General features: G+C 37.3%; 19 protein-coding genes. 8 read left to right on the top strand and 11 right to left on the bottom strand.

The window, feature by feature from the left end; translation table 11 throughout:
• Positions 1 to 35: 35 nt before the first annotated feature.
• Positions 36 to 1,556, bottom strand: a complete 1,521-nt coding sequence (locus tag BLW74_RS19145) for a flexirubin biosynthesis tyrosine ammonia-lyase FlxA (RefSeq protein ID WP_185116372.1) — start codon at positions 1,554 to 1,556, stop codon at positions 36 to 38.
• 98 nt (positions 1,557 to 1,654) lie between these two features.
• Here BLW74_RS19145 and BLW74_RS19140 point away from each other — a divergent pair, with 98 nt between their 5' ends.
• Complete coding sequence (locus BLW74_RS19140) at positions 1,655 to 2,911, top strand: NAD(P)/FAD-dependent oxidoreductase (RefSeq protein WP_089695082.1); 1,257 nt, start codon at positions 1,655 to 1,657, stop codon at positions 2,909 to 2,911.
• Between the two features lie 31 nt (positions 2,912 to 2,942).
• On the opposite strand, the gene BLW74_RS19135 is transcribed toward BLW74_RS19140, so the two are convergent.
• From BLW74_RS19135 to BLW74_RS19125, 3 genes are all read right to left on the bottom strand, one after another.
• Positions 2,943 to 3,551, bottom strand: coding sequence for a hypothetical protein (locus BLW74_RS19135; RefSeq protein ID WP_089695080.1), 609 nt, complete (start codon positions 3,549 to 3,551; stop codon positions 2,943 to 2,945).
• Positions 3,552 to 3,619: 68 nt separating this feature from the next.
• On the bottom strand, positions 3,620 to 4,912 hold the full coding sequence (locus BLW74_RS19130) for a flexirubin biosynthesis putative acyl-CoA ligase FlxY (protein ID WP_089695278.1): 1,293 nt from the start codon (positions 4,910 to 4,912) through the stop codon (positions 3,620 to 3,622).
• A 76-nt stretch (positions 4,913 to 4,988) separates the two neighbouring features.
• Positions 4,989 to 6,677 (bottom strand): M23 family metallopeptidase, encoded by a 1,689-nt coding sequence (locus BLW74_RS19125; protein WP_089695078.1) that lies wholly within the window; start codon positions 6,675 to 6,677, stop codon positions 4,989 to 4,991.
• 445 nt (positions 6,678 to 7,122) lie between these two features.
• On the opposite strand from BLW74_RS19125, the gene ileS reads away from it, so the two are divergent.
• The 7 genes from ileS to trpS all read left to right on the top strand — a co-directional run bounded on the left by ileS (position 7,123) and on the right by trpS (position 14,051).
• Positions 7,123 to 10,518, top strand: a complete 3,396-nt coding sequence (gene ileS, locus BLW74_RS19120; RefSeq protein WP_089695076.1) for an isoleucine--tRNA ligase — start codon at positions 7,123 to 7,125, stop codon at positions 10,516 to 10,518.
• A gap of 58 nt (positions 10,519 to 10,576) precedes the next feature.
• The gene (locus tag BLW74_RS19115) at positions 10,577 to 10,957 is read left to right on the top strand and encodes a TraR/DksA family transcriptional regulator (protein ID WP_002983772.1); all 381 of its coding nucleotides are present in this window, start codon (positions 10,577 to 10,579) and stop codon (positions 10,955 to 10,957) included.
• A 78-nt stretch (positions 10,958 to 11,035) separates the two neighbouring features.
• Positions 11,036 to 11,281, top strand: a complete 246-nt coding sequence (locus BLW74_RS19110) for a DUF6576 domain-containing protein (protein WP_089695074.1) — start codon at positions 11,036 to 11,038, stop codon at positions 11,279 to 11,281.
• Between the two features lie 15 nt (positions 11,282 to 11,296).
• Positions 11,297 to 11,491 carry a DUF2683 family protein gene (locus BLW74_RS19105; protein WP_089695072.1) on the top strand — a complete coding sequence of 65 codons (195 nt, stop codon included), beginning with the start codon at positions 11,297 to 11,299 and terminating at the stop codon, positions 11,489 to 11,491.
• The gene (locus BLW74_RS19100; RefSeq protein ID WP_089695070.1) at positions 11,491 to 12,129 is read left to right on the top strand and encodes a lipoprotein signal peptidase; all 639 of its coding nucleotides are present in this window, start codon (positions 11,491 to 11,493) and stop codon (positions 12,127 to 12,129) included. Before BLW74_RS19105 ends, BLW74_RS19100 begins: the two co-directional genes overlap by 1 nt.
• 14 nt (positions 12,130 to 12,143) lie before the next feature.
• On the top strand, positions 12,144 to 12,788 hold the full coding sequence (locus BLW74_RS19095; RefSeq protein WP_089695069.1) for a SanA/YdcF family protein: 645 nt from the start codon (positions 12,144 to 12,146) through the stop codon (positions 12,786 to 12,788).
• A 294-nt stretch (positions 12,789 to 13,082) separates the two neighbouring features.
• Entirely contained in the window at positions 13,083 to 14,051 is a 969-nt protein-coding gene (trpS, locus tag BLW74_RS19090) for a tryptophan--tRNA ligase (RefSeq protein WP_089695067.1), read from the top strand.
• A gap of 67 nt (positions 14,052 to 14,118) precedes the next feature.
• On the opposite strand, the gene BLW74_RS19085 is transcribed toward trpS, so the two are convergent.
• From BLW74_RS19085 to BLW74_RS19055, 7 genes are all read right to left on the bottom strand, one after another.
• Positions 14,119 to 15,405 carry a sensor histidine kinase gene (locus BLW74_RS19085; protein ID WP_089695066.1) on the bottom strand — a complete coding sequence of 429 codons (1,287 nt, stop codon included), beginning with the start codon at positions 15,403 to 15,405 and terminating at the stop codon, positions 14,119 to 14,121.
• Positions 15,405 to 16,076 carry a response regulator transcription factor gene (locus BLW74_RS19080; protein WP_089695064.1) on the bottom strand — a complete coding sequence of 224 codons (672 nt, stop codon included), beginning with the start codon at positions 16,074 to 16,076 and terminating at the stop codon, positions 15,405 to 15,407. The genes BLW74_RS19085 and BLW74_RS19080 overlap by 1 nt, the downstream gene beginning before the upstream one ends.
• 92 nt (positions 16,077 to 16,168) lie before the next feature.
• Positions 16,169 to 16,375: a PepSY-like domain-containing protein gene (locus BLW74_RS19075; RefSeq protein ID WP_089695062.1), complete on the bottom strand. Its 207-nt coding sequence runs from the start codon at positions 16,373 to 16,375 to the stop codon at positions 16,169 to 16,171.
• Between the two features lie 35 nt (positions 16,376 to 16,410).
• Positions 16,411 to 16,860 (bottom strand): PepSY-like domain-containing protein, encoded by a 450-nt coding sequence (locus BLW74_RS19070; protein WP_089695060.1) that lies wholly within the window; start codon positions 16,858 to 16,860, stop codon positions 16,411 to 16,413.
• A 223-nt stretch (positions 16,861 to 17,083) separates the two neighbouring features.
• Positions 17,084 to 17,779 (bottom strand): YjjG family noncanonical pyrimidine nucleotidase, encoded by a 696-nt coding sequence (locus tag BLW74_RS19065; RefSeq protein WP_089695058.1) that lies wholly within the window; start codon positions 17,777 to 17,779, stop codon positions 17,084 to 17,086.
• Between the two features lie 202 nt (positions 17,780 to 17,981).
• Positions 17,982 to 18,572, bottom strand: coding sequence for an RNA polymerase sigma factor (locus BLW74_RS19060; RefSeq protein WP_089695056.1), 591 nt, complete (start codon positions 18,570 to 18,572; stop codon positions 17,982 to 17,984).
• A gap of 192 nt (positions 18,573 to 18,764) precedes the next feature.
• Positions 18,765 to 19,256: a hypothetical protein gene (locus tag BLW74_RS19055; RefSeq protein ID WP_089695054.1), complete on the bottom strand. Its 492-nt coding sequence runs from the start codon at positions 19,254 to 19,256 to the stop codon at positions 18,765 to 18,767.
• Positions 19,257 to 19,290 lie beyond the last annotated feature (34 nt).

Raw genomic sequence — 19,290 nt, 5'->3', positions numbered from 1 at the left:
GGGTCTTTATTAAGACAATTCAGAGCAGCCAATAGTTACATTCCTTTCAGGTAATTCTTTACTTCTTCCAGATACGGATACATGACCATATCGTCTGAAAAAGCAGGAATAATTCTCCTTACAGCATCATACAGTTCTTTTGTAGAGGATGAAACTCTATCCTGAAATTCAAGATATTCTACAGCCTGAATAATTGTAATGGCTTCAATGGCCAATACTTCAAACGCATTTTCAATTACTTTTCTGCAGATCACCGCAGCATTGGTTCCCATACTAACGATATCCTGGTTATCATTATTATTCGGGATACTGTGAACATACATAGGATTTGACAGCATCTGGCTTTCTGCCGTAGTAGAAGTTGCCGTAAACTGCACCCCCTGCATCCCGAAATTGAAACCCAGTTTGCCCAGATTCACAAAAGGAGGCAAAATTTCATTAATTTTGGCATTCAGAAGGTAGTTGAGCTGTCTTTCTGCAAGCATCGTCAGTTTCGTTACCACAATTTTAAGCTTGTCCATTTCCAGGGAAATATAATCGCCATGGAAATTTCCTCCATGATAAACATGCTGATCTTCAACATTGATAATTGGATTATCATTCGCTGAATTAATCTCATTTTCAAGAACCTTCTCTGTATATTCAAGAGTATCCAATACCGGACCCAAAATCTGGGGAACACATCTTAATGAATAATATTCCTGAACTTTTTCCTTGAATACTTTTTCCTGCTCTTCGAAATGGGTATACAGGTGATCTTCTCTTTTTCTGATCAGTTTACTGTCTGCCAGATGAGCGCGCATTCTTTCTGCCACTTTCTGCTGCCCATAATGCTTTTTCGTTCCGTTCAGCGCTTCTGACAAATGATCATCGTAAGCCTGTACGATCTCATTGATAGCACAAGAAAGTCTGAGGGAGATATCTGTAAGCTGATTCGCTTTGTACGCATTCACAATACCAATTCCGGACATCACTGAAGTTCCGTTCATCAGCGCAAGACCTTCGCGGATCTCTACTTTGATCGGTTCTAATCCTTCTGTTTCGAAAACTTCTTTGGTAGATTTTCTTTCTCCTTTATAAAATACCTCTCCTTTTCCAATCAGTACCAAAGCCAGGTGGGCCAGCTGAACAAGATCTCCGCTTGCTCCCACTCCTCCATGTTCAAAGATCAATGGAATAATATCTCTGTTGATCAGCTCCTGAAGAAGATAAACAACAGATTGGTGCACTCCTGAATTTCCTAGTGACAGGGTATTCAGTCTTGCCAGCATACATGCTTTAACCTCTTCTGCCGGTAAAGGATTTCCGATTCCTGAAGAATGGCTTCTGATAAGGTTATATTGAAGCTGGTGGGTATCTTCGTCACTGATTTTGAACTGAGCCATGGGCCCAAAACCGGTGTTCACACCATATATTACTTTATTTTTTGAAAACTCTTTTAAAAACTGAAAACTTTTATCCACTCTTGACAAAAGTGATTCATCCAGTTCTATTTTTTCATTCTCAATGATAATTTTTTGAAAGTCTTTCAGTTCTAAAAAGTTATTTATTTTCATCAATTAAAAGTAATAGTTGATAATTTTGTAAAATATTAATTATTTGTCACTAATTTTGCGGCAAAGATAAAAGTTATTATTAAAATAAAAAATCAAAGATGAGCAAAGAATCTGTTGACGTTCTTGTAATCGGAGCCGGACCCTCCGGATGCGTGTCTTCTTCGTACCTGAAGAACAATAACGTCAGCGTAAAAGTAGTCGAAAAGACAAAGTTTCCAAGACTGGTTGTCGGAGAAAGCTTAATTCCAAGGGTCATGGACCACTTTGAGGAAGCCGGACTTTTCCCCGCATTAGATAAAATGGGCTTTGAAAAGAAGCTGGGAGCACGTTTCCTTCGCGGTGACGAAGTCTGCATTTTTGATTTCAGCAATAAATTCGGAGAAGGCTGGGACTGGACCTGGCAGGTTCCGAGAGCTGATTTTGATCATACGCTTGCTCAGGAAGTTATGAATAAGGGAATTGATCTTGAATTTGAAACCGAAGTGATTGACATCAGGTTTGATGGAACCAATTCTGTGACTACGGTAAGAAATAAGGATGGGGAAACGAAAGAGATCCATGCGAAGTTTGTTATTGATTCAAGCGGTTACGGAAGAGTGCTTCCGCGCCTTCTTGATCTTGAAAAACCTTCAAAATTAGCTCCTCACTCTGCGATCTTCTCTCACGTTCATGATATGAACAGGGAACCAGGGGAAGAAGGAACTTTGATTTCTTTTGACATTATTGAAACAGAGGTATGGCTTTGGGTAATTCCTTTTTCCAACGGAAATACCAGTGTAGGAATTGTAGGCCCTACTGAATATATTGACAAATTATCTGAAAACGGAGATGCTGCCGAAGCTTTGAGAAAGGCAATTTCTCTTTCAGATTATTATGTAAAACGCTTTGGGGAGGTGGATTTCCTTTTCGAACCTAAGCATCTGAAAGACTATTCATGTTCGGTGAAAAGTTTATTCGGGGACGGATTTGCTTTAACGGGGAATGCCTCAGAATTCCTTGATCCTGTATTTTCTTCGGGTATGGCTTTTGCCACAGAATCCGGAATGCTGGCCGCAAAACTGGCTTTAAGACAATTAAACGGTGAAAAAATCGACTGGCAGACCGAATATTCTGATTATATCTTGTATGGAGTAGATGTTTTCACGACCTATGTAAAAGAATGGTATACCGGAAATCTTCAGGAACTGTTCTTCCACCAACCGGAAAACCCGGATGTAAAGAAAAAGATCTGTGCGGTTTTAGCAGGCTATGTCTGGAATAAAGACAATCCTTTTGTGAAAAAGCATGATACGGTGGTTAAAAATCTTGCCAACCTGATCAAGTTAGAAAAACAGGAACAGCAAAACCAAGCATAAAAAAACGGTCTGAAAATTCAGACCGTTTTTGTTATTTTAAAGATTTTTTTATTTCACTTCCTAATTTTTTACCTGTAACTTCGTAAGCCGCAGCTATTCTGCCGTATTCCCATGCAAACTGTTTATTCATTTGTTTACCTCCTATTTTATCTGCCTGCAGTTTCATTACGATTTTCGCAGGGTTATCAGTTTCTACAAACTTAAGATCTGCAGTCAGCTTCCCTTCCTGAGAGCCAATCATTCCACCATACCAGCCTGCATAGATCCATTTAGCATCAACAATTAAAGTATATTTTGTCTGTGCATCTTTTTTAAAAGTTACTTTTTTTGATTTCCCATTGATTCCTTTAAGGAAATAATCTAAATATTCAGAGCTTTTAAATCTTCCCCACTGATAAATCCAGTTCTTCCAAACAGCTTCGTTTTTTTTAGCTGTAATATCTGTTTTTCTATTTTCAAGATACTGAGCTTCTGTAAAATTTTTCTCCTGATAAACTGCATTATCAAAAACCAGCCGAACATTTACCTCAGTTTGATCTTTTAAAAAGTCAAAATTTCCTTGCTCAAAATTAATTTTATTTTGGGCAAAAGTTGTAGTTGCAATAGATATAGAAAGCAACAATAATAATTTTTTCATCATGTATATTTATATTTAAGTCACCAAAGATATATAAAAAGGCGGCCATCCTTCTTGCTTCAGATTTAATTTTATCTCAAATCAATAAATGTAATGGGTTTTCTGCTGTTTGGATTAAAAACGGTTTTGGACAGAATATCAAAGTCAACTATTTCGATTTTGGGACTTACTCTCAATTTTGCACGGAAGTGGTCTCTTACTTCATTGACAAACCCTTCGCGTTCTGCTTCAGTACTTAGTTTAATGATAATTTCGTCCAGACCGATTTCATTAGCCTGAATAACGATTTGATAACATAAAATGTTGTTAAAATCATTCAAAATATCATTCATGGCAGGAGGATATAATGTTGTGCCCTTATATTTGATCATTTGCTGTTTTCTTCCTACTACAGGTCCTAACCGCATCGTATTTCTTCCGCATTGGCATGCTTCATAATGGGCTTTTACAAGGTCTCCTGTTTTAAACCTCAACAAAGGAATAGCTTCTACTCCCAAGGTCGTAATAGTCAGTTCACCGCTTTCGCCTTCTTTTACCGGATTTCCTTCATCATCTAAAATTTCTGTAATGATAAGTTCCGGGTGATGATGGCCTCCAATTTGGAACTCACATTCTGTAAAAGCGGTACTCATTTCGGTAGAAGCATACGTTGAAAAGAGTTTTATATCCCACTTTTCCTTGATTTTCTGGGAAAGAATATTATCTGTAAAATCCTGATTTTTGATGCTTTCCCCGATACACACTGCGCCATAAACGCTTGAATTTTTATAATCCAATCCGTGTTTTTCGGCATAATCAATCATTTTAAGCAGAAAAGACGGCACAGTAATCAGATATTTGGGTTTGTATCTGAAAATAGAATCCCATTGCAGTTCAGGAATTCCCGGTCCCATTCTCACCACGCTTGCCCCCATTTTTCTTAAGCCTAAAAAATAAGCAAGACCTGCCATAAAACGTTTGTCTATGGTAGTTATCATCTGAACAACGTCTCCTTTCTGAATCCCTGCACAGGCAAATGATATGGCTTCGTTATAAGCAAGTCTTTCAAGATCACTATCGGACAATCCAAAGGTCACCGGGTCTCCCAATGTTCCGGAAGTGGTGCTGTAATCAACAATTTTATCCGGCGGGATGCAGAAAAAATCATGATTGTACTGCTGAAGATCATTCTTTGTGGTGGTAGGAATCTTTTGAAGATCTTCCAACGTACGAATATCAGCAATATTGGTATTATTTTCTTTGAACAATTTCTGATAAAAAGGCGAATGACTATCAAGATAGCTCAAAAGCTCATGAAGTTTTTCTTCCTGAAATGTTTTGATTTCCTGAATCCCTGCTTTCTCGATTAACGGATGAAATTCCAATGATTTTATTTTTTTAAAAGGCAAATTTATCTAATTAAAATTAAAAGATTAAAAAGATTGAGACATTAAAGATTATTTATCTCCGGAATGTAAAAGTTTGCGTGTTGGTATTCCCTGCTGTATTGACTGTGGTTACTTTCAAGGTATGAGAACCTGATCCTTTCGGGCATTTTTCATCAAAAAGATAGACAAAATTATTTTTCACACGGGCAAATCTAAGCCATTTGCTATCCAGCTCAGCCCGGAATGAAACAATATCTCCAATTGTTGTGCTTCCTTTTAAGACTAAAGAACTGTTAGTCACCATTGCTCCTTCTGCCCAGCCCGGTGAAACAGACGGCAGGCTATTATCTATCAACAACTTTGCTTTCCCCAGCCTATTGAATTTCGCTTCTGCCCGGTCAGCGTTCCACCTTACCTTGACAACATCATTGTCACTGCCATAATCAAGGACAATAACAGCTTTATCTTTTTCAGCATTGGATAATTTTCGATTGGGTTTTATCTTTAAAGTATATTCATCCTGAACGGGAATATATGGGCTATGTAAAACAATGGTATTTGAAACAGCATCCGGGTCAGCATCAGGTTTTTCAAAGGCATTGAAGTTGAGAGCATCATAAACTGCATTTTTGCTGAAATTAATTTCCGCATTTTCTGTGGTAATGGTTTTCGCTTCGTTAGGCATTATTGTTTTTGCTGCAGAAGATATTTTGTCCGAGGTTTTGTTTAACTGAAGCTTTGTTGTTAAACGGCTTGTATTTCCTTTTACATCTTTCAGGACAATTTCAATGGTATGAATATTTTCATCCTGAAGCCTGATAATCCCTGTGAGGTTTGGGGTACTGTAATTCTGAAGTTTCATTCCCGGTAAATCTGCTAAGTGCTGAATTCCCATTTTATCTCTGATGAATTTGGTATAATCTATACAGCCGTTGATATATCGGGTGTCGTCATAGTGGATTTTATCAATTTCAAAATTATAAATCAGCTTGCCATCCATCAATAATTCTGCATTATAAATTCCAAGATTAAACCCTTGATTGGCTTTATCAACGGCTTTAATGGCAAAACTTATCTCCTGAGAATTCACCTGAACGAGGTTAGAAGTATAAACGTTTCCGGCTTTTTTTACTGCAATTCCGTTGGCACCAGGTTCATAGGTACTGAAACGTCTATCATACCAGTAGAGACCGCTGATAATGGGCGCTATATTATCAGGAATGGCAAAACCAAAAAGTAACGGGTTAAGACATTCTTCTGTTTTAGTATCTCTTATTTCGAAATGAAGGTGTGGACCTGCGGACCCTCCAGTATTTCCACTCAAAGCAATCTGCTGTCCTTTCTGTACAGGAAACTGTCCGGGTTGAAAAGTAATGTCCTGTTCCCATTTTTCGTCTTTATATTGTTTTTCCTTTACATATTCATCCAGTTGATTAAAATATTTGTTCAGGTGGGCATATACGGTAGTGTAACCATTGGGATGCGTGATGTACAATGCATTTCCAAATCCGTATCGTTCCACTTTTATCCTGCTTACATAGCCGTCTGCTGCTGCAAGAACCGGTAAATTCTCCTGGCTATTGGTTCTCAGATCCAATCCCATATGAAAGTGATTCGTCCGGACAGCTCCAAAATTGGCTGCCAGCTGCATGGGAATATTGAGAGGATTTCTGAAATAATTCTGGGGATAATTATTTTGAGCTTCTACAATGCCCGTGTTGATCAAACAAACAAAAAGCATCAGGTAATAAAAGATTTTCATACAGCATTTGGGTTTATACGTCTATTTAAAGGTACAAAATTCCGGCCAATGAGCGCTTGTTAGGATATTGAATCACCTTTGTTTTCTTAACCACAGATTTCCTTTGCTGAGTGAAATGCCTTTGCGAACAATTTTAACGCATTCATAAGTTCTTTGTGAGCTTTGCGTGACTATTAGGTTTTGGATAAAGCCATTGGATATGTTTTTATTATTAAGCGGGCTAAAGCCCGCTCCTATTGAATAAATTGCATTAAAATTTATATAAAAAACACTCTGAAAAATTCACTTATTGACTATTCACCATTCACTTTTTCTCACTTTCTCCATTTATATTTCTGAAATTGAACTTTTTAATAGAAATTACCTAAATAAAACATATATTATAAACCGACAAATTTTAGTAAATTTGCAGACTTAATTAATCAACGATATTGAGATATTTACAATGAGCCAATTTAAAGAATACAAAAACCTCAACCTTATTGACGTAGCAGAGAATGTAGCGGAATTTTGGAAACAAAATAAAACCTTCAATAAGAGTGTTGAGATTCGTCAGGGAAATCCTGAGTTTGTTTTTTATGAAGGTCCGCCTTCAGCAAACGGTATGCCCGGAATTCACCACGTAATGGCAAGAGCATTGAAAGATATTTTCTGCCGTTACCAGACACAAAACGGAAAGCAGGTTTTCCGTAAAGCAGGCTGGGATACGCATGGTCTTCCTGTGGAACTGGGTGTGGAAAAAGAATTAGGAATCACGAAAGAAGATATTGGCAAAAAAATCTCTATTGAAGACTATAACAAAGCGTGTCGTGAAGCAGTAATGCGTTATACCGATGTATGGAATAATCTTACAGAGAAAATCGGATATTGGGTAGACCTTGATGATCCGTATATCACGTACAAGTCAAAATATATGGAAACCGTTTGGTGGTTATTGAAACAATTGTATAGCAAAGACTTGTTGTACAAAGGTTACACCATCCAGCCTTACTCACCGAAAGCAGGAACAGGACTTTCTTCTCACGAGCTGAATCAGCCCGGGACTTACCGTGATGTCTCAGACACAACGGTGGTGGCTCAGTTTAAAGTAAAGAAGGACTCTTCAGCATTGTTCAATGATGTTGACGGAGATGTACATATCCTTGCATGGACGACGACTCCATGGACGCTTCCATCCAATACCGCTCTTACCGTAGGCAGAGATATTGAATATGTTGTAGTGAAAACCTTCAATCAGTATACCTTTGAACCTGTAACAGTAGTCTTATCAAGTGTTCTTTTACCTAAAGTTTTCGGTAAAAAATACGCAGAAGGTACAGATGAAGATTTTGCCAACTATACTCCGGAAACGAAAGTAATTCCTTTCAGAATACTAAAAGAATTTACAGGAGAAAAACTTGTTGATACAAGATATGAGCAATTAGTTCCCTGGTTTACGCCTAATGACAACCCTGAAAATGCATTCAGAGTAATCTTAGGAGATTTCGTAACCACTGAAGACGGTACAGGTATCGTTCACACGGCACCTACTTTTGGTGCGGATGATGCGAGAGTTGCTAAAATGGCTCAGCCTGAGATCCCGCCAATGTTGGTAAAAGACGAAAATGACAATCTTGTACCATTGGTAGATTTACAAGGGAGATTCATCAAAGGAGACAATGTGCCTGAGGTATTCTCCGGAACTTATATCAAAAACGAATACTACGATGAAGGAACAGCTCCTGAGAAGTCTTGGGATGTAGAACTTGCGATCCTGTTGAAAACAGAAAACAAGGCCTTCAAAGTAGAAAAATATGTCCACTCTTATCCACACTGCTGGAGAACAGATAAGCCGGTATTGTACTACCCGCTTGATTCATGGTTTGTGAAGATGACCGCTGTAAAAGACAGACTGGTTAATCTGAACAAAGAAATCAACTGGAAGCCTAAAGCCACTGGAGAAGGACGTTTTGCCAACTGGCTGGAAAATGTGAACGACTGGAATCTTTCCCGTTCAAGATACTGGGGTATTCCGTTGCCAATCTGGAGAACAGATGATCTGAAAGAAGAAAAAATCATCGGTTCTGTAGAAGAATTATACAACGAAATCGAAAAATCAATTGCAGCCGGACTGATGGCTGAAAACCCGTTCAAAGGTTTCATCATCGGAAATATGTCTGAGTCTAACTATGAGCTTGTGGATCTTCACAAAAACGTAGTAGACAAAGTAGTACTGGTTTCTGAGTCAGGAAAAGCAATGAGACGTGAGAGCGATTTGATCGACGTTTGGTTCGATTCTGGTTCCATGCCGTATGCGCAGTTGCATTATCCTTTCGAAAACAAAGAATTAATAGACAACAATAAAGCATTCCCGGCTGATTTCATCGCAGAAGGTGTAGACCAGACGCGTGGATGGTTCTATACGCTTCATGCTATCGGAACTGCCGTATTTGATTCAGTTGCTTATAAAAACGTAATGAGTAACGGTCTTGTTCTGGATAAGAACGGCCAGAAGATGTCAAAACGTTTAGGAAATGCTGTAGATCCGTTCGAAACCCTTGCTGTATACGGACCGGATGCTACCCGCTGGTACATGATCTCCAATGCCAACCCATGGGAAAATCTGAAGTTTGACATTGAAGGAATCGACGAAGTAAGAAGAAAGTTCTTCGGAACTCTTTATAATACCTATTCATTCTTTGCTTTATATGCGAATGTAGATGGCTTCAACTATTCTGAAAAAGAAGTGGAAAACCGCCCGGAAATCGACAGATGGATCCTTTCCGAACTGAACCTTCTGATCAAGGAAGTGAAAGCTTTCTATGAAGACTATGAGCCGACAAGAGTAGCCAGAGCAATCAGCAACTTCGTAAATGATAACTTAAGCAACTGGTATGTAAGATTATGCAGAAGACGTTTCTGGAAAGGAGATTATTCTGACGACAAGATCTCTGCTTACCAGACGCTATACACCTGTCTTGAGACAGTTGCAAAACTATCCGCTCCTATTGCTCCATTCTTTATGGATCAGTTGTATCAGGACTTAAATAAAGTAACCGGTAAAGAAAACTGTGAATCTGTACACCTTACAGATTTCCCTGTAGCTGATGAAAGTTTAATTGATCAGGATTTGGTTGAAAAAACGCATTTGGCTCAGAACATTACCAGTATGGTTTTCTCTTTAAGAAAGAAAGAAAATGTAAAAGTTCGCCAGCCGCTGCAAAAAGTTTTGGTTCCTGTATTGGATGCTAAAGCAGAAGAACAGATTCTTGCTGTTGCAGATCTTATCAAGCAGGAAGTAAACGTGAAAGAATTACAGCTGATTAATGCTGAAGAAGCTTCACATTTAATTGTAAAACAGATAAAACCGAACTTCAAAGCCCTTGGTCCTAAATTAGGAAAAGACATGAAGGTAGTAGGTGCCGGGATTGGCAATCTCGCTGCAGAACAGATTTCCACTCTTGAAAAAGAAGGAAAACTGGATGTTCAGGGATATGAAATTACCCTTGATGATGTGGAAATTTCTACAAAAGATATCCCGGGATGGACAGTTACTTCCGATGGAAAAACAACTGTGGCATTAGATTTGACGTTAACCGATGAGTTAAAATCTGAAGGGATCGCAAGAGAGTTCATCAACAGAATTCAAAACCTGCGAAAAGACAAAGACTTTGAACTGACAGACAGAATTTCAATCACATTAGAAGAAAGCTCTCCTTTCTTGAATGATATTAAGAAAAATGAAGAATATATTTCTTCTGAAGTCTTGTCAAATAAAATAGAAATTGTATCTTCACTTTCAAATTTTAACGAAATCGAAATAGATGAGGTTAATTTTAAGATAAATGTTGAAAAAAATTAACATGTAGTTATTATATTTCAAATTCCATTTCATAATTTTATTAAAAAAGAGAACGAATATGTCAGACGAAAGAGTTAGATACAGCGATGCTGATTTACAGGAATTTAAAGCGATTATTAAAGAAAAAATAGAAAAAGCAGAAAAAGATCTTCAGCTTATCAGAGAAAGTTTTATCAATGACCAGAATAATGGTACGGATGATACTTCTCCTACTTTCAAAGCTTTTGAGGAAGGAGCTGAAACGCTGAGCAAGGAGCAGAACTCTATTTTGGCAGGAAGACAGGAAAAGTTCGTGCGTGATCTTAAAAATGCTTTGATCAGAATCGAAAATAAAACATACGGGGTGTGCAGAGTCACTGGAAAACTGATTCCTAAGGAAAGACTTTTAGCCGTTCCTCATGCTACACTGAGCATCGAAGCGAAAAATATGCAAAAATAACCGTAAGGTTTGAAAAATAATATTGGGTTTATATTGTATTCAAGGATACTTTATAAACCTAATTTGTAATGTATACCCATGAGCGAGTTATTAGTTTTAGGATTTATTATCGCAATTGTACTGCTGTTTTTTAACAGGGAACGGATCAAAAACAGATTCTTCCCGGACCAGCATAAGAATTACACAATTGATGACCAGTTTAATTCTGATAAACGTGACCGGGAGAAAGAGATCGACAGACTTTTAAGCAAAATGGGCAAAAACGGAGTGAATGACCTGTCTGAAAAAGACAGAAAAAGACTAGACGAACTGTCCAAAATGTAAAATTAAATATAAGAAATGGAATCTATTATAGTACATCCAAAAAATTCTATGGAGCTGAATGCACTGAAAAGTGTGCTGAAAGAAATGGGCATTAAATTTGAAAAAGCCCATGTTAAAAGTTCGTATAACGGGCAGAAAATAGTTAAGAAAGCAAGCGACAATAAAAATGTAAAGCCGGCTGCAAAGCCTTCAAAACCTAAAGGGCAATAATGAAAAAGATCTTAGCGATAACATTTTTGGTGTTATTAATTGACCAGGCTTCAAAAATTTATATCAAAACCCATTTTAATCTGGACGACAGTGTAACAGTGTTACCAGGGTTTAAGCTAACCTTTGTAGAAAACCCGGGGATGGCCTATGGATTTCACTTCGGAGGAATTATCGGAAAATATTTTCTGGTAATCCTGAGAATTTTCCTGATAGGAGGAATGATCTACATGTTCAGAAAATGGCTGAAAGAAGGAGCTTCCAACTATCTCCTGATTCCCATGGCTGTTATTTTCGCAGGTGCTATCGGAAACCTTATTGACGGGATGTTCTATGGAATGATCTTCGACAGCGGAACAGTATATGATCCAAGTATCGACAGATGGATTGGCTATGGCGGCATTTCTAAGTTTGCTCCTTTCGGACACGGATATTCTACCTTTATGAAAGGATGTGTGGTAGATATGCTTCACTTTCCGCTTGTAGACTGGTATGTTCCTGAAAGCTGGCCTTTAATTGGCGGAAAGCACATTGAATTTTTCAAATATATTTTTAATGTTGCCGATTCTGCCATTACCGTAGGCGCCGCATTCTTGTTAATATTCAGAAAAAAAGCTTTCCCGAACGGTCTGGAGTTTTAAAAGATATATTTCGGATGAAAAAAATAATCAAAAATATTTTTAAAATTTTCCTGCTTCTTCTTGTGGCAGGAATTATTTTTATTGCCTGGGCAAATTACAGCATCAAAAAGGACAGCGAACCATTCGTTTCCTATACCATTAATGATGTACCGGAAGCAAAGACAGGCCTGTTACTTGGAACCGGAAAAACATTGAGTAACGGAACTCCCAATGCTTATTTCTATAACAGAATTAAAGCTGCAGCAGATTTGTTTAAAAGCGGCAAAATACAATACATCATCGTAAGCGGTGATAACAGTACCAAAGACTATAATGAGCCTGAAGATATGCAGCAGGCATTGATTGAGAGCGGAGTTCCGCAGAACAAAATTATTCTGGATCATGCCGGATTCAGAACGCTGGATTCCGTGGTAAGAGCAAAAGATATCTTCAGCCAGACAAAACTGGTGATTATCTCACAGAAATTTCACAATGAAAGAGCGGTTTTTCTGGCCAGAAAAAATGGAATGGAAGCCTTTGGCTACAACGCAGCTGATGTAAATAAATATGCAGGGCTAAAAACGAATCTGAGAGAGTATCTGGCAAAAGCCAAAGCGTATTGGGATCTTCTTTTCGGAGTGGAACCAAAATTTGGAGGTGAGAGGATTGTGATTCCTTAATTTTTTAACCACAGATTGCACAGATTTTCACAGATGATTGAGGAGATATTGATTGATTATTTTATGTTGAGAGGTTTGGGCTAAAGCCAATGGATATTTAATGGTAAGCTGGCCGGGCTTTCTTCGGCTCCGCTCAGAATTATAGCCGACCCCTATTGAATTTTTCAAAAACAGCTCTTAAATCTTGGCTATTGATTCTTGGTTCTTTTAATCTTTTATCTCTTATCTTTCGTTATTCCCGGCAAACCTCGTAAATTTGCTATTCATTAACTTTTAAATATAAATTGTAAACAAATGTCAAGAATTCTTACCGGCATTCAAGCCACCGGAACACCCCATCTTGGAAACTTATTAGGGGCCATTATTCCTGCTATTGAATTATCCAAGCAGGAAGGAAATGAATCATTTTTATTTATTGCGAATCTTCACACACTTACCCAGATTAAAGATGCGCAGACATTAAGACAAAATACCTACGAGATTGCTGCGGCTTGGCTTGCTTGTGGACTAGATACTGAAAAAACATATTTTTACAGACAAAGTGATATCGCTGAAACCTGTGAACTTTCTTGGCATTTATCATGTTTTTTTCCGTATCAGAGATTAACACTGGCTCATTCATTCAAAGATAAGGCTGACAGACTTCAGGATGTAAACGCAGGTTTGTTTACTTACCCTATTTTGATGGCTGCAGATATTTTACTGTATGATGCGGAAATTGTTCCTGTAGGTAAGGATCAGCTTCAGCACCTCGAATTTGCAAGAGATGTAGCTTCAAGGTTCAACAATCAGATGGGTGAAATTCTTGTTCTTCCACAATCTGAGCTTCAGGAAGACACGAAATATGTCCCGGGAACAGACGGTCAGAAAATGTCAAAATCCAGAGGAAACATCATCAATATTTTCTTACCTGAAAAGGAACTGAAAAAACAGGTAATGAGTATTGAATCGGATTCAAAATCTTTAGAAGAGCCTAAGGATCCTGAAACGGATAAAACTTTCCAGATTTATCAGCTTATTGCTACACCTGAACAGACTGAAGAGTTAAGAGCAAAATATCTTGCCGGAAATTTCGGGTACGGACACGCCAAAAAAGAATTGCTGGATCTTATTCTTGTACGCTTTGAGAAAGAAAGAGAAACGTTCAATTATTATATGAACAACCTTGATGAGCTGGAAGCAAAACTTCAGCAGGGAGCCGAGAAAACAAGACCAATTGCACTGGAAACTCTTAAAAGAGTAAGAACAAGCTTAGGATTTTAATTCGGAGTTTTAAATATAAGAAAGCCTTTCATTTGAAAGGCTTTTTCTATTTTGTAAAGTTATTTCTTTAATGAACATTGTTCTTCGTCAAGATGAAGTAATGCATTGTACCTTCAAACGCATACCTGATCTCCCAGCCGGGATATTGCTTTATAATGGTTTTAATAATGGAAAGTCCCAAACCGGTGGAAGTATGGTCGGCCGCCTGTTTATAAAAACGGTTAAAAATTCTTGATTTATCTAACGGGACAGCTATTCCGCTGTTTTGGAAGGTAATCCTGTTATTTTCAACGATAATCTGTAAGATTCCTTCTTCATGGTTATATTTCACAGCATTTTTAAGAAGGTTAGACAGCAGAATATCTGCGAGATCCTGATTAAAATCTGCTGTAAACCGGCCTTTCTCAATGATATTGACTTCTATTTTTTTAAAAGCAATGAAATCTTCATAGCTCTGAACCAATTGAGCAATCATTCCGTTAAAATCAACATCTGATGTTTTATTAAACTGGCTGTTCTCAATTTTAGACAGCATAAGTAATGATTTATTCAGCCCCACCATTCTTCTCAGATCGTTCTTCACGTCCGTAAGAAAAGTCAGATTCTTTTTATCAAGATCATCATTCAGAATCATGAGATCAATTTTATTAATCACAATCGCCAAAGGGGTCTGAAGCTCATGAGAGGCATTTTCAATAAACTGTTTCTGCTGATAAAAAACGAGCTCATTACGTTCAATCATTTCATTGATTTCGATATTCAGCTCTTCAAATTCAGAGATCTTATAAGTTTGCTTTTCCTGCGAGAAAGGAATTCCGAACTGGTATTTCTTCAGTTTATCCAGAATACGGTAAAAAGGTCTCATCGCTTTATTCAGGAGATATCCGTTAACCACTACAATACTGATGACCAGAAGGAGATACAGCACCATCAAAGCAGTTGTAAGGTCATATATCAATTCATCTTCTTCTACAGTAGAAGTTCTGATCACCAGTCGCTGCTGTTTTTTGAACTGATCAATAAAGTCTGCCTCAAGAACTCTGTAAGGCTGATCCTTATCATCATATTCCATGTAGTACATCTTATTATAAAGCCTGCTTTTATTTTGATATTCTCCAGCTTTGATCGGGTTGATCTTAAATTCATTAAATCCAAAATCGTTATTATTCAAAAGCTCAGGATTAAGATAAACGGCCTTGATGATCTGTATTTTCCGGTTTCTCAATCCGTCATCTACATTATCATGTACTTCATCCAGAATATAGGCATAAAACAGACCTGCCCAGACTGCGATAATCAGCAGCAGGATCATGATCAGGTATTTTATGGTATAGTATTTTAGTGAAACTTTCATCAGATGAATTTATATCCTATTCCGTATACTGCCTGGAAATCGGCTTCTGCATTGAGTGCCTTTAATTTTTTCCGAAGGTTTTTGATTTGGGAATAAATGAAGTCCAGACTGTCTGCCTGATCTATGTAATCTCCCCAGATGGCTTCTGCAAGTGTCGTTTTTTGCAAGGTTTTTTCCGGATGGATAACAAAATAATACAAAAGATCGTACTCCTTACGGTTAAGCACAAGTTCTTGCTCTCCTACTTTTACCGTTCTGCTTTCTGGATTGATGCTTATATTCTTGTAGCAGATGCTATTTTCCCCATCCTGATTTTTTCTTCTGATCACAGATTTAATTCTCGCCATCAGCTCAGCGAGGTGGAAAGGCTTAGCCAGATAATCATCAGCTCCTATTTCCAGCCCTGTTACCTTATCATCTACAGAATCTTTGGCAGAAAGGATGATCACCGGATCTTTCTTATGCATTTTTTTTATTTCTTTCAGCAGGTCTATCCCGTTGCCGTCGGGAAGCATAATATCCAGCAGAATACAGTCATACTCATAAGAAATAATTTTATCCAGTCCGCTGCTGTAGTTTTCTGCATACTCTACAATGAAATGTTCTGCTTCCAGAAATTTCTGTACCGTATCTTTCAGCTCGGGTTCATCTTCTACTATTAAAATCTTCATATTTCCGGATTATAACTCTTATCAAATATAGGGAATTATAAAATGAACGTAAGAAAGCAGAAAATGTGCTTTCTGCCCCCTTTACTTTACAATCAGGCTGTTTTCACATGGCGCCCGTCTGCATCAAAAACAAGACATAAGCCGCTTATCAGTTGAATTTTATAAGCATTGTACTTTCTCTCAATAGAATCAATGACGCTGCCGGGATAATTTCTTGTCATAAATGACACCATATTCTTTCTAATCTGTGCAGAAGAAATTTTTCTTCCGCCACTGTTTATTAAACTCCAGTTGACCATAGTATTAATATTAAGTGTTTGTATTCCGTTAAGCTTTAATCATCAATTTTTGTGAAATTCCCATTTCTGTCGAATTCAAGCTCCAATCCGTTGGAAAGCTCTGCTTTGTAAGACCATCTCTTCTTTTCGATCTTGATGATATAAGTATTGGGAAAATTTTTACTGCTGTAATTTCTGACGGATGCTGGGATGAAACCATAAGGAATTTTCTGATGTTTCCCGTCTACTTCCTTCCAGTTTCCACTGCTGTCGAACTCCATTTTCATTCCATTGGTCAGATATACTTTGTACTCGTCTACTCCATAGATCTCTCTGTCTTCTATTGCTGAATTTACGGGGATCCCTTTAAAATGGGCAGAAAGAAAGTTCTTAGCTGTTTTCGGTAACTGATTCGGATGAATTGCTCTATCCTGAGCCGAAAAGAATCCTCCCATCAAGAAAAACATGATTATTAATACTCCTGTGATTTTCTTTACATTTTTCATACTATTACATTTTTCTGTTATTATTATGAAGCAAAGTTCATCATCAATTTGGGAAAGAATTGGGAAAAATGATTTTGGTGGAAAAAATCAGGGATGCAATTTAATTTCACCACAGATTGGCGCAGATGATGACAGATGTCTGCATAGGTTAATGAAAGTATCAAAATCAATAAGCCGCTAAGATGAACTTAGCGGCTTATTGATTATATCTGGACCTTATATCTTACAGGTATTCCTTAATCTGATGAAGATGGGTGATGGCCTTTACACCATTCTTATGCTTTTCTTCTTTATAAACATCAAAGAAAATAGCATCCATTCCGAAATCTGTAGCTCCCATCGCATCTGCAATCCAATCATCTCCAATAAGAATACTTTCTTCCTTTCTGGCCTCCGAAAGCCCTAATGAGTATTCAAAGATCCTTGGATTGGGTTTTCTCACTCCTACCGCATCTGCGCTGGTAATGGTCGTAAAATATGGAGCTATCCCGGACAGGGTACATTTTCTTTCCGTTACTTCCTGAAATCCGTTAGAAATAATGTGTAATGTATAATTCTTAGCTTTCAGATATTCCAAAACATCCTTAGCTCCTTCTACCAGTTCGTTATGACTCACAATATTATCAAGGAAGTGTTCTTCAAAATAAAGAGCAAGCTCTTTATTATCCACTCCAAAATGTTTAAATGAATCATAAAAACGGTGTTCTCTCAAATACTCTTTGCCAATAATTCCGTCTCTGATCTTTTCCCACAACTCTTCGTTGATATCATGATATACAGAATAAAACGTTTCAAAGTCTATATGATACTTTGAAGTGATTTCCTGTTTTTCAAAAAGGTCTTTGATGGTAAGATAGGCATTTTTGCGGTGATCCCAGAGTGTATTATCCAGGTCAAAAAAAACATGCTGCATTTTCATACAGCACAAAGTTAATAATTTTAATTTTTTGTAATAGGATAATTTTTGCTCTTGCTTTTCACAATTTCAAGGCTTTTGGAAAAATTCAGCAAAAAATCAATTGTTTGTTTCTTAGGTTTCAAAGTTTTCACTTTTAAGGAGTCATTTTTTTTCATAAGCGAAGTATGTTTTCCTTAAAACGTGAAATTTTACAAAATATTATTTATCTGGTTAATATTATATTATTTTCATCCATGATTTTTCTCAGGTTGATGAGCGCATAGCGTACTCTTCCTAATGTTGTATTAATACTCATTTCTGTATGATCTGCGATTTCTTTGAAACTCAAGCCGTCAAAAAACCTCAGTTTAATGACCTCCTGCTGGTTGAGTGGTAAGAATTGCAGCATCTTCATAAGATCTTCCTGAATCTGATTGGTCACCAGCTGATCTTCAATGTTTTCCGAAGGCTCCCGGATCAAATCAAAAATAGAATATTCATCAGTTTCAAAAGTAGTTTCAGACACTTTGATATTCTTAGCTTTTGATCTGAAATGATCGATGATTAAATTGTGAGAAATTCTTTTTGCCCAAAGAATAAATTTACCTTCTTCGTTATAGCGTCCTTCTTTCAGCATCACAATAATCTTCATGAAGGTATCCTGAAAAATATCGTTGGCCAAATCTTCATCATTAATTTTGTAAAAAATGAATGTAAACAGTTCTCTCTGATGTCGGTGAATGAGGGTCGACAATGCACCCTCGTCTCCTTTCTGATAAAGGGAAATTAGTAAACTATCCGATTTTGATTTCATAACTCTCTCAATATAAATATTTGCAGACAGGCATTCCTCCAGATATTTCTTCTGGCCTTTGCTGTATAAACAAAACAGTTCTAGAGTAGAGTCTCTTCTATAGGCAGGTACAATTATTATGATGTAAATATAATAATTTTTTAATAACTGTTAACCTATTATTAAATTTTATAGAGAAAAATCTAAAAAAAATCACTTAAACATATCATGAATGAATACGGTAGGGATATTTAGTGTAAAATTAATATTCAATCCCTTCATCTCTTTCCCATTTAATCGGGTGTCTCCGATAGGAAAAGCATAGCCGCCTGTGAGATCCAGCATTCCAAATAGAGTAACTCCAATCTTCGGGGCAATATATTTTGTAGTACCTTCCACTCCAGCCAGGAAATAGTAGGAGTGATAGAAATCTACATTTTTTTCAAAATTAAGAAGAACATCTGCCTGCAGCTTCGGCATGATTGCAAATTTGGAATCAGCAACCCCCATTAAGGCAGATCCTCCCAATCTGTAAATCACATCGTCATTTTTTAGGAAAAGCAATTTACCTCCTATTTCTCCAAAACTTTGATTCTGGTACGTGTACCCTACGCTGATCATTTTATGCATAGTATATTGAGCTTTTGCCAGTGTACTTAGCAAAAACAGAGACAGGACAGCAGCTGCAGTTCGAAAATTCATCATCTTTCTATATTATTAAGGTGTAAAATTAAAAAAA

The sequence above is a fragment of the Chryseobacterium culicis genome (assembly GCF_900108365.1).
Taxonomy (GTDB): Bacteria; Bacteroidota; Bacteroidia; order Flavobacteriales; family Weeksellaceae; genus Chryseobacterium; species Chryseobacterium culicis.
Note: the sequence above shows the minus strand (reverse complement) of the source record. Positions and strands in the feature narration are given on the sequence as shown.

Excerpts from the sequence above, each read along its gene's own strand:
- BLW74_RS19065 (WP_089695058.1), bottom strand. The coding sequence starts at position 17,779 with ATGAAAATGCAGCATGTTTTTTTTGACCTGGATAATACACTCTGGGAT.
- BLW74_RS19095 (WP_089695069.1), top strand. The coding sequence starts at position 12,144 with ATGAAAAAAATAATCAAAAATATTTTTAAAATTTTCCTGCTTCTTCTT.
- BLW74_RS19105 (WP_089695072.1), top strand. The coding sequence starts at position 11,297 with ATGGAATCTATTATAGTACATCCAAAAAATTCTATGGAGCTGAATGCA.
- BLW74_RS19115 (WP_002983772.1), top strand. The coding sequence starts at position 10,577 with ATGTCAGACGAAAGAGTTAGATACAGCGATGCTGATTTACAGGAATTT.
- BLW74_RS19055 (WP_089695054.1), bottom strand. The coding sequence starts at position 19,256 with ATGATGAATTTTCGAACTGCAGCTGCTGTCCTGTCTCTGTTTTTGCTA.
- BLW74_RS19075 (WP_089695062.1), bottom strand. The coding sequence starts at position 16,375 with ATGGTCAACTGGAGTTTAATAAACAGTGGCGGAAGAAAAATTTCTTCT.
- ileS (WP_089695076.1), top strand. The coding sequence starts at position 7,123 with ATGAGCCAATTTAAAGAATACAAAAACCTCAACCTTATTGACGTAGCA.
- BLW74_RS19070 (WP_089695060.1), bottom strand. The coding sequence starts at position 16,860 with ATGAAAAATGTAAAGAAAATCACAGGAGTATTAATAATCATGTTTTTC.
- BLW74_RS19085 (WP_089695066.1), bottom strand. The coding sequence starts at position 15,405 with ATGAAAGTTTCACTAAAATACTATACCATAAAATACCTGATCATGATC.
- BLW74_RS19080 (WP_089695064.1), bottom strand. The coding sequence starts at position 16,076 with ATGAAGATTTTAATAGTAGAAGATGAACCCGAGCTGAAAGATACGGTA.
- BLW74_RS19135 (WP_089695080.1), bottom strand. The coding sequence starts at position 3,551 with ATGATGAAAAAATTATTATTGTTGCTTTCTATATCTATTGCAACTACA.
- BLW74_RS19145 (WP_185116372.1), bottom strand. The coding sequence starts at position 1,556 with ATGAAAATAAATAACTTTTTAGAACTGAAAGACTTTCAAAAAATTATC.
- trpS (WP_089695067.1), top strand. The coding sequence starts at position 13,083 with ATGTCAAGAATTCTTACCGGCATTCAAGCCACCGGAACACCCCATCTT.
- BLW74_RS19140 (WP_089695082.1), top strand. The coding sequence starts at position 1,655 with ATGAGCAAAGAATCTGTTGACGTTCTTGTAATCGGAGCCGGACCCTCC.
- BLW74_RS19110 (WP_089695074.1), top strand. The coding sequence starts at position 11,036 with ATGAGCGAGTTATTAGTTTTAGGATTTATTATCGCAATTGTACTGCTG.
- BLW74_RS19100 (WP_089695070.1), top strand. The coding sequence starts at position 11,491 with ATGAAAAAGATCTTAGCGATAACATTTTTGGTGTTATTAATTGACCAG.
- BLW74_RS19125 (WP_089695078.1), bottom strand. The coding sequence starts at position 6,677 with ATGAAAATCTTTTATTACCTGATGCTTTTTGTTTGTTTGATCAACACG.
- BLW74_RS19060 (WP_089695056.1), bottom strand. The coding sequence starts at position 18,572 with ATGAAATCAAAATCGGATAGTTTACTAATTTCCCTTTATCAGAAAGGA.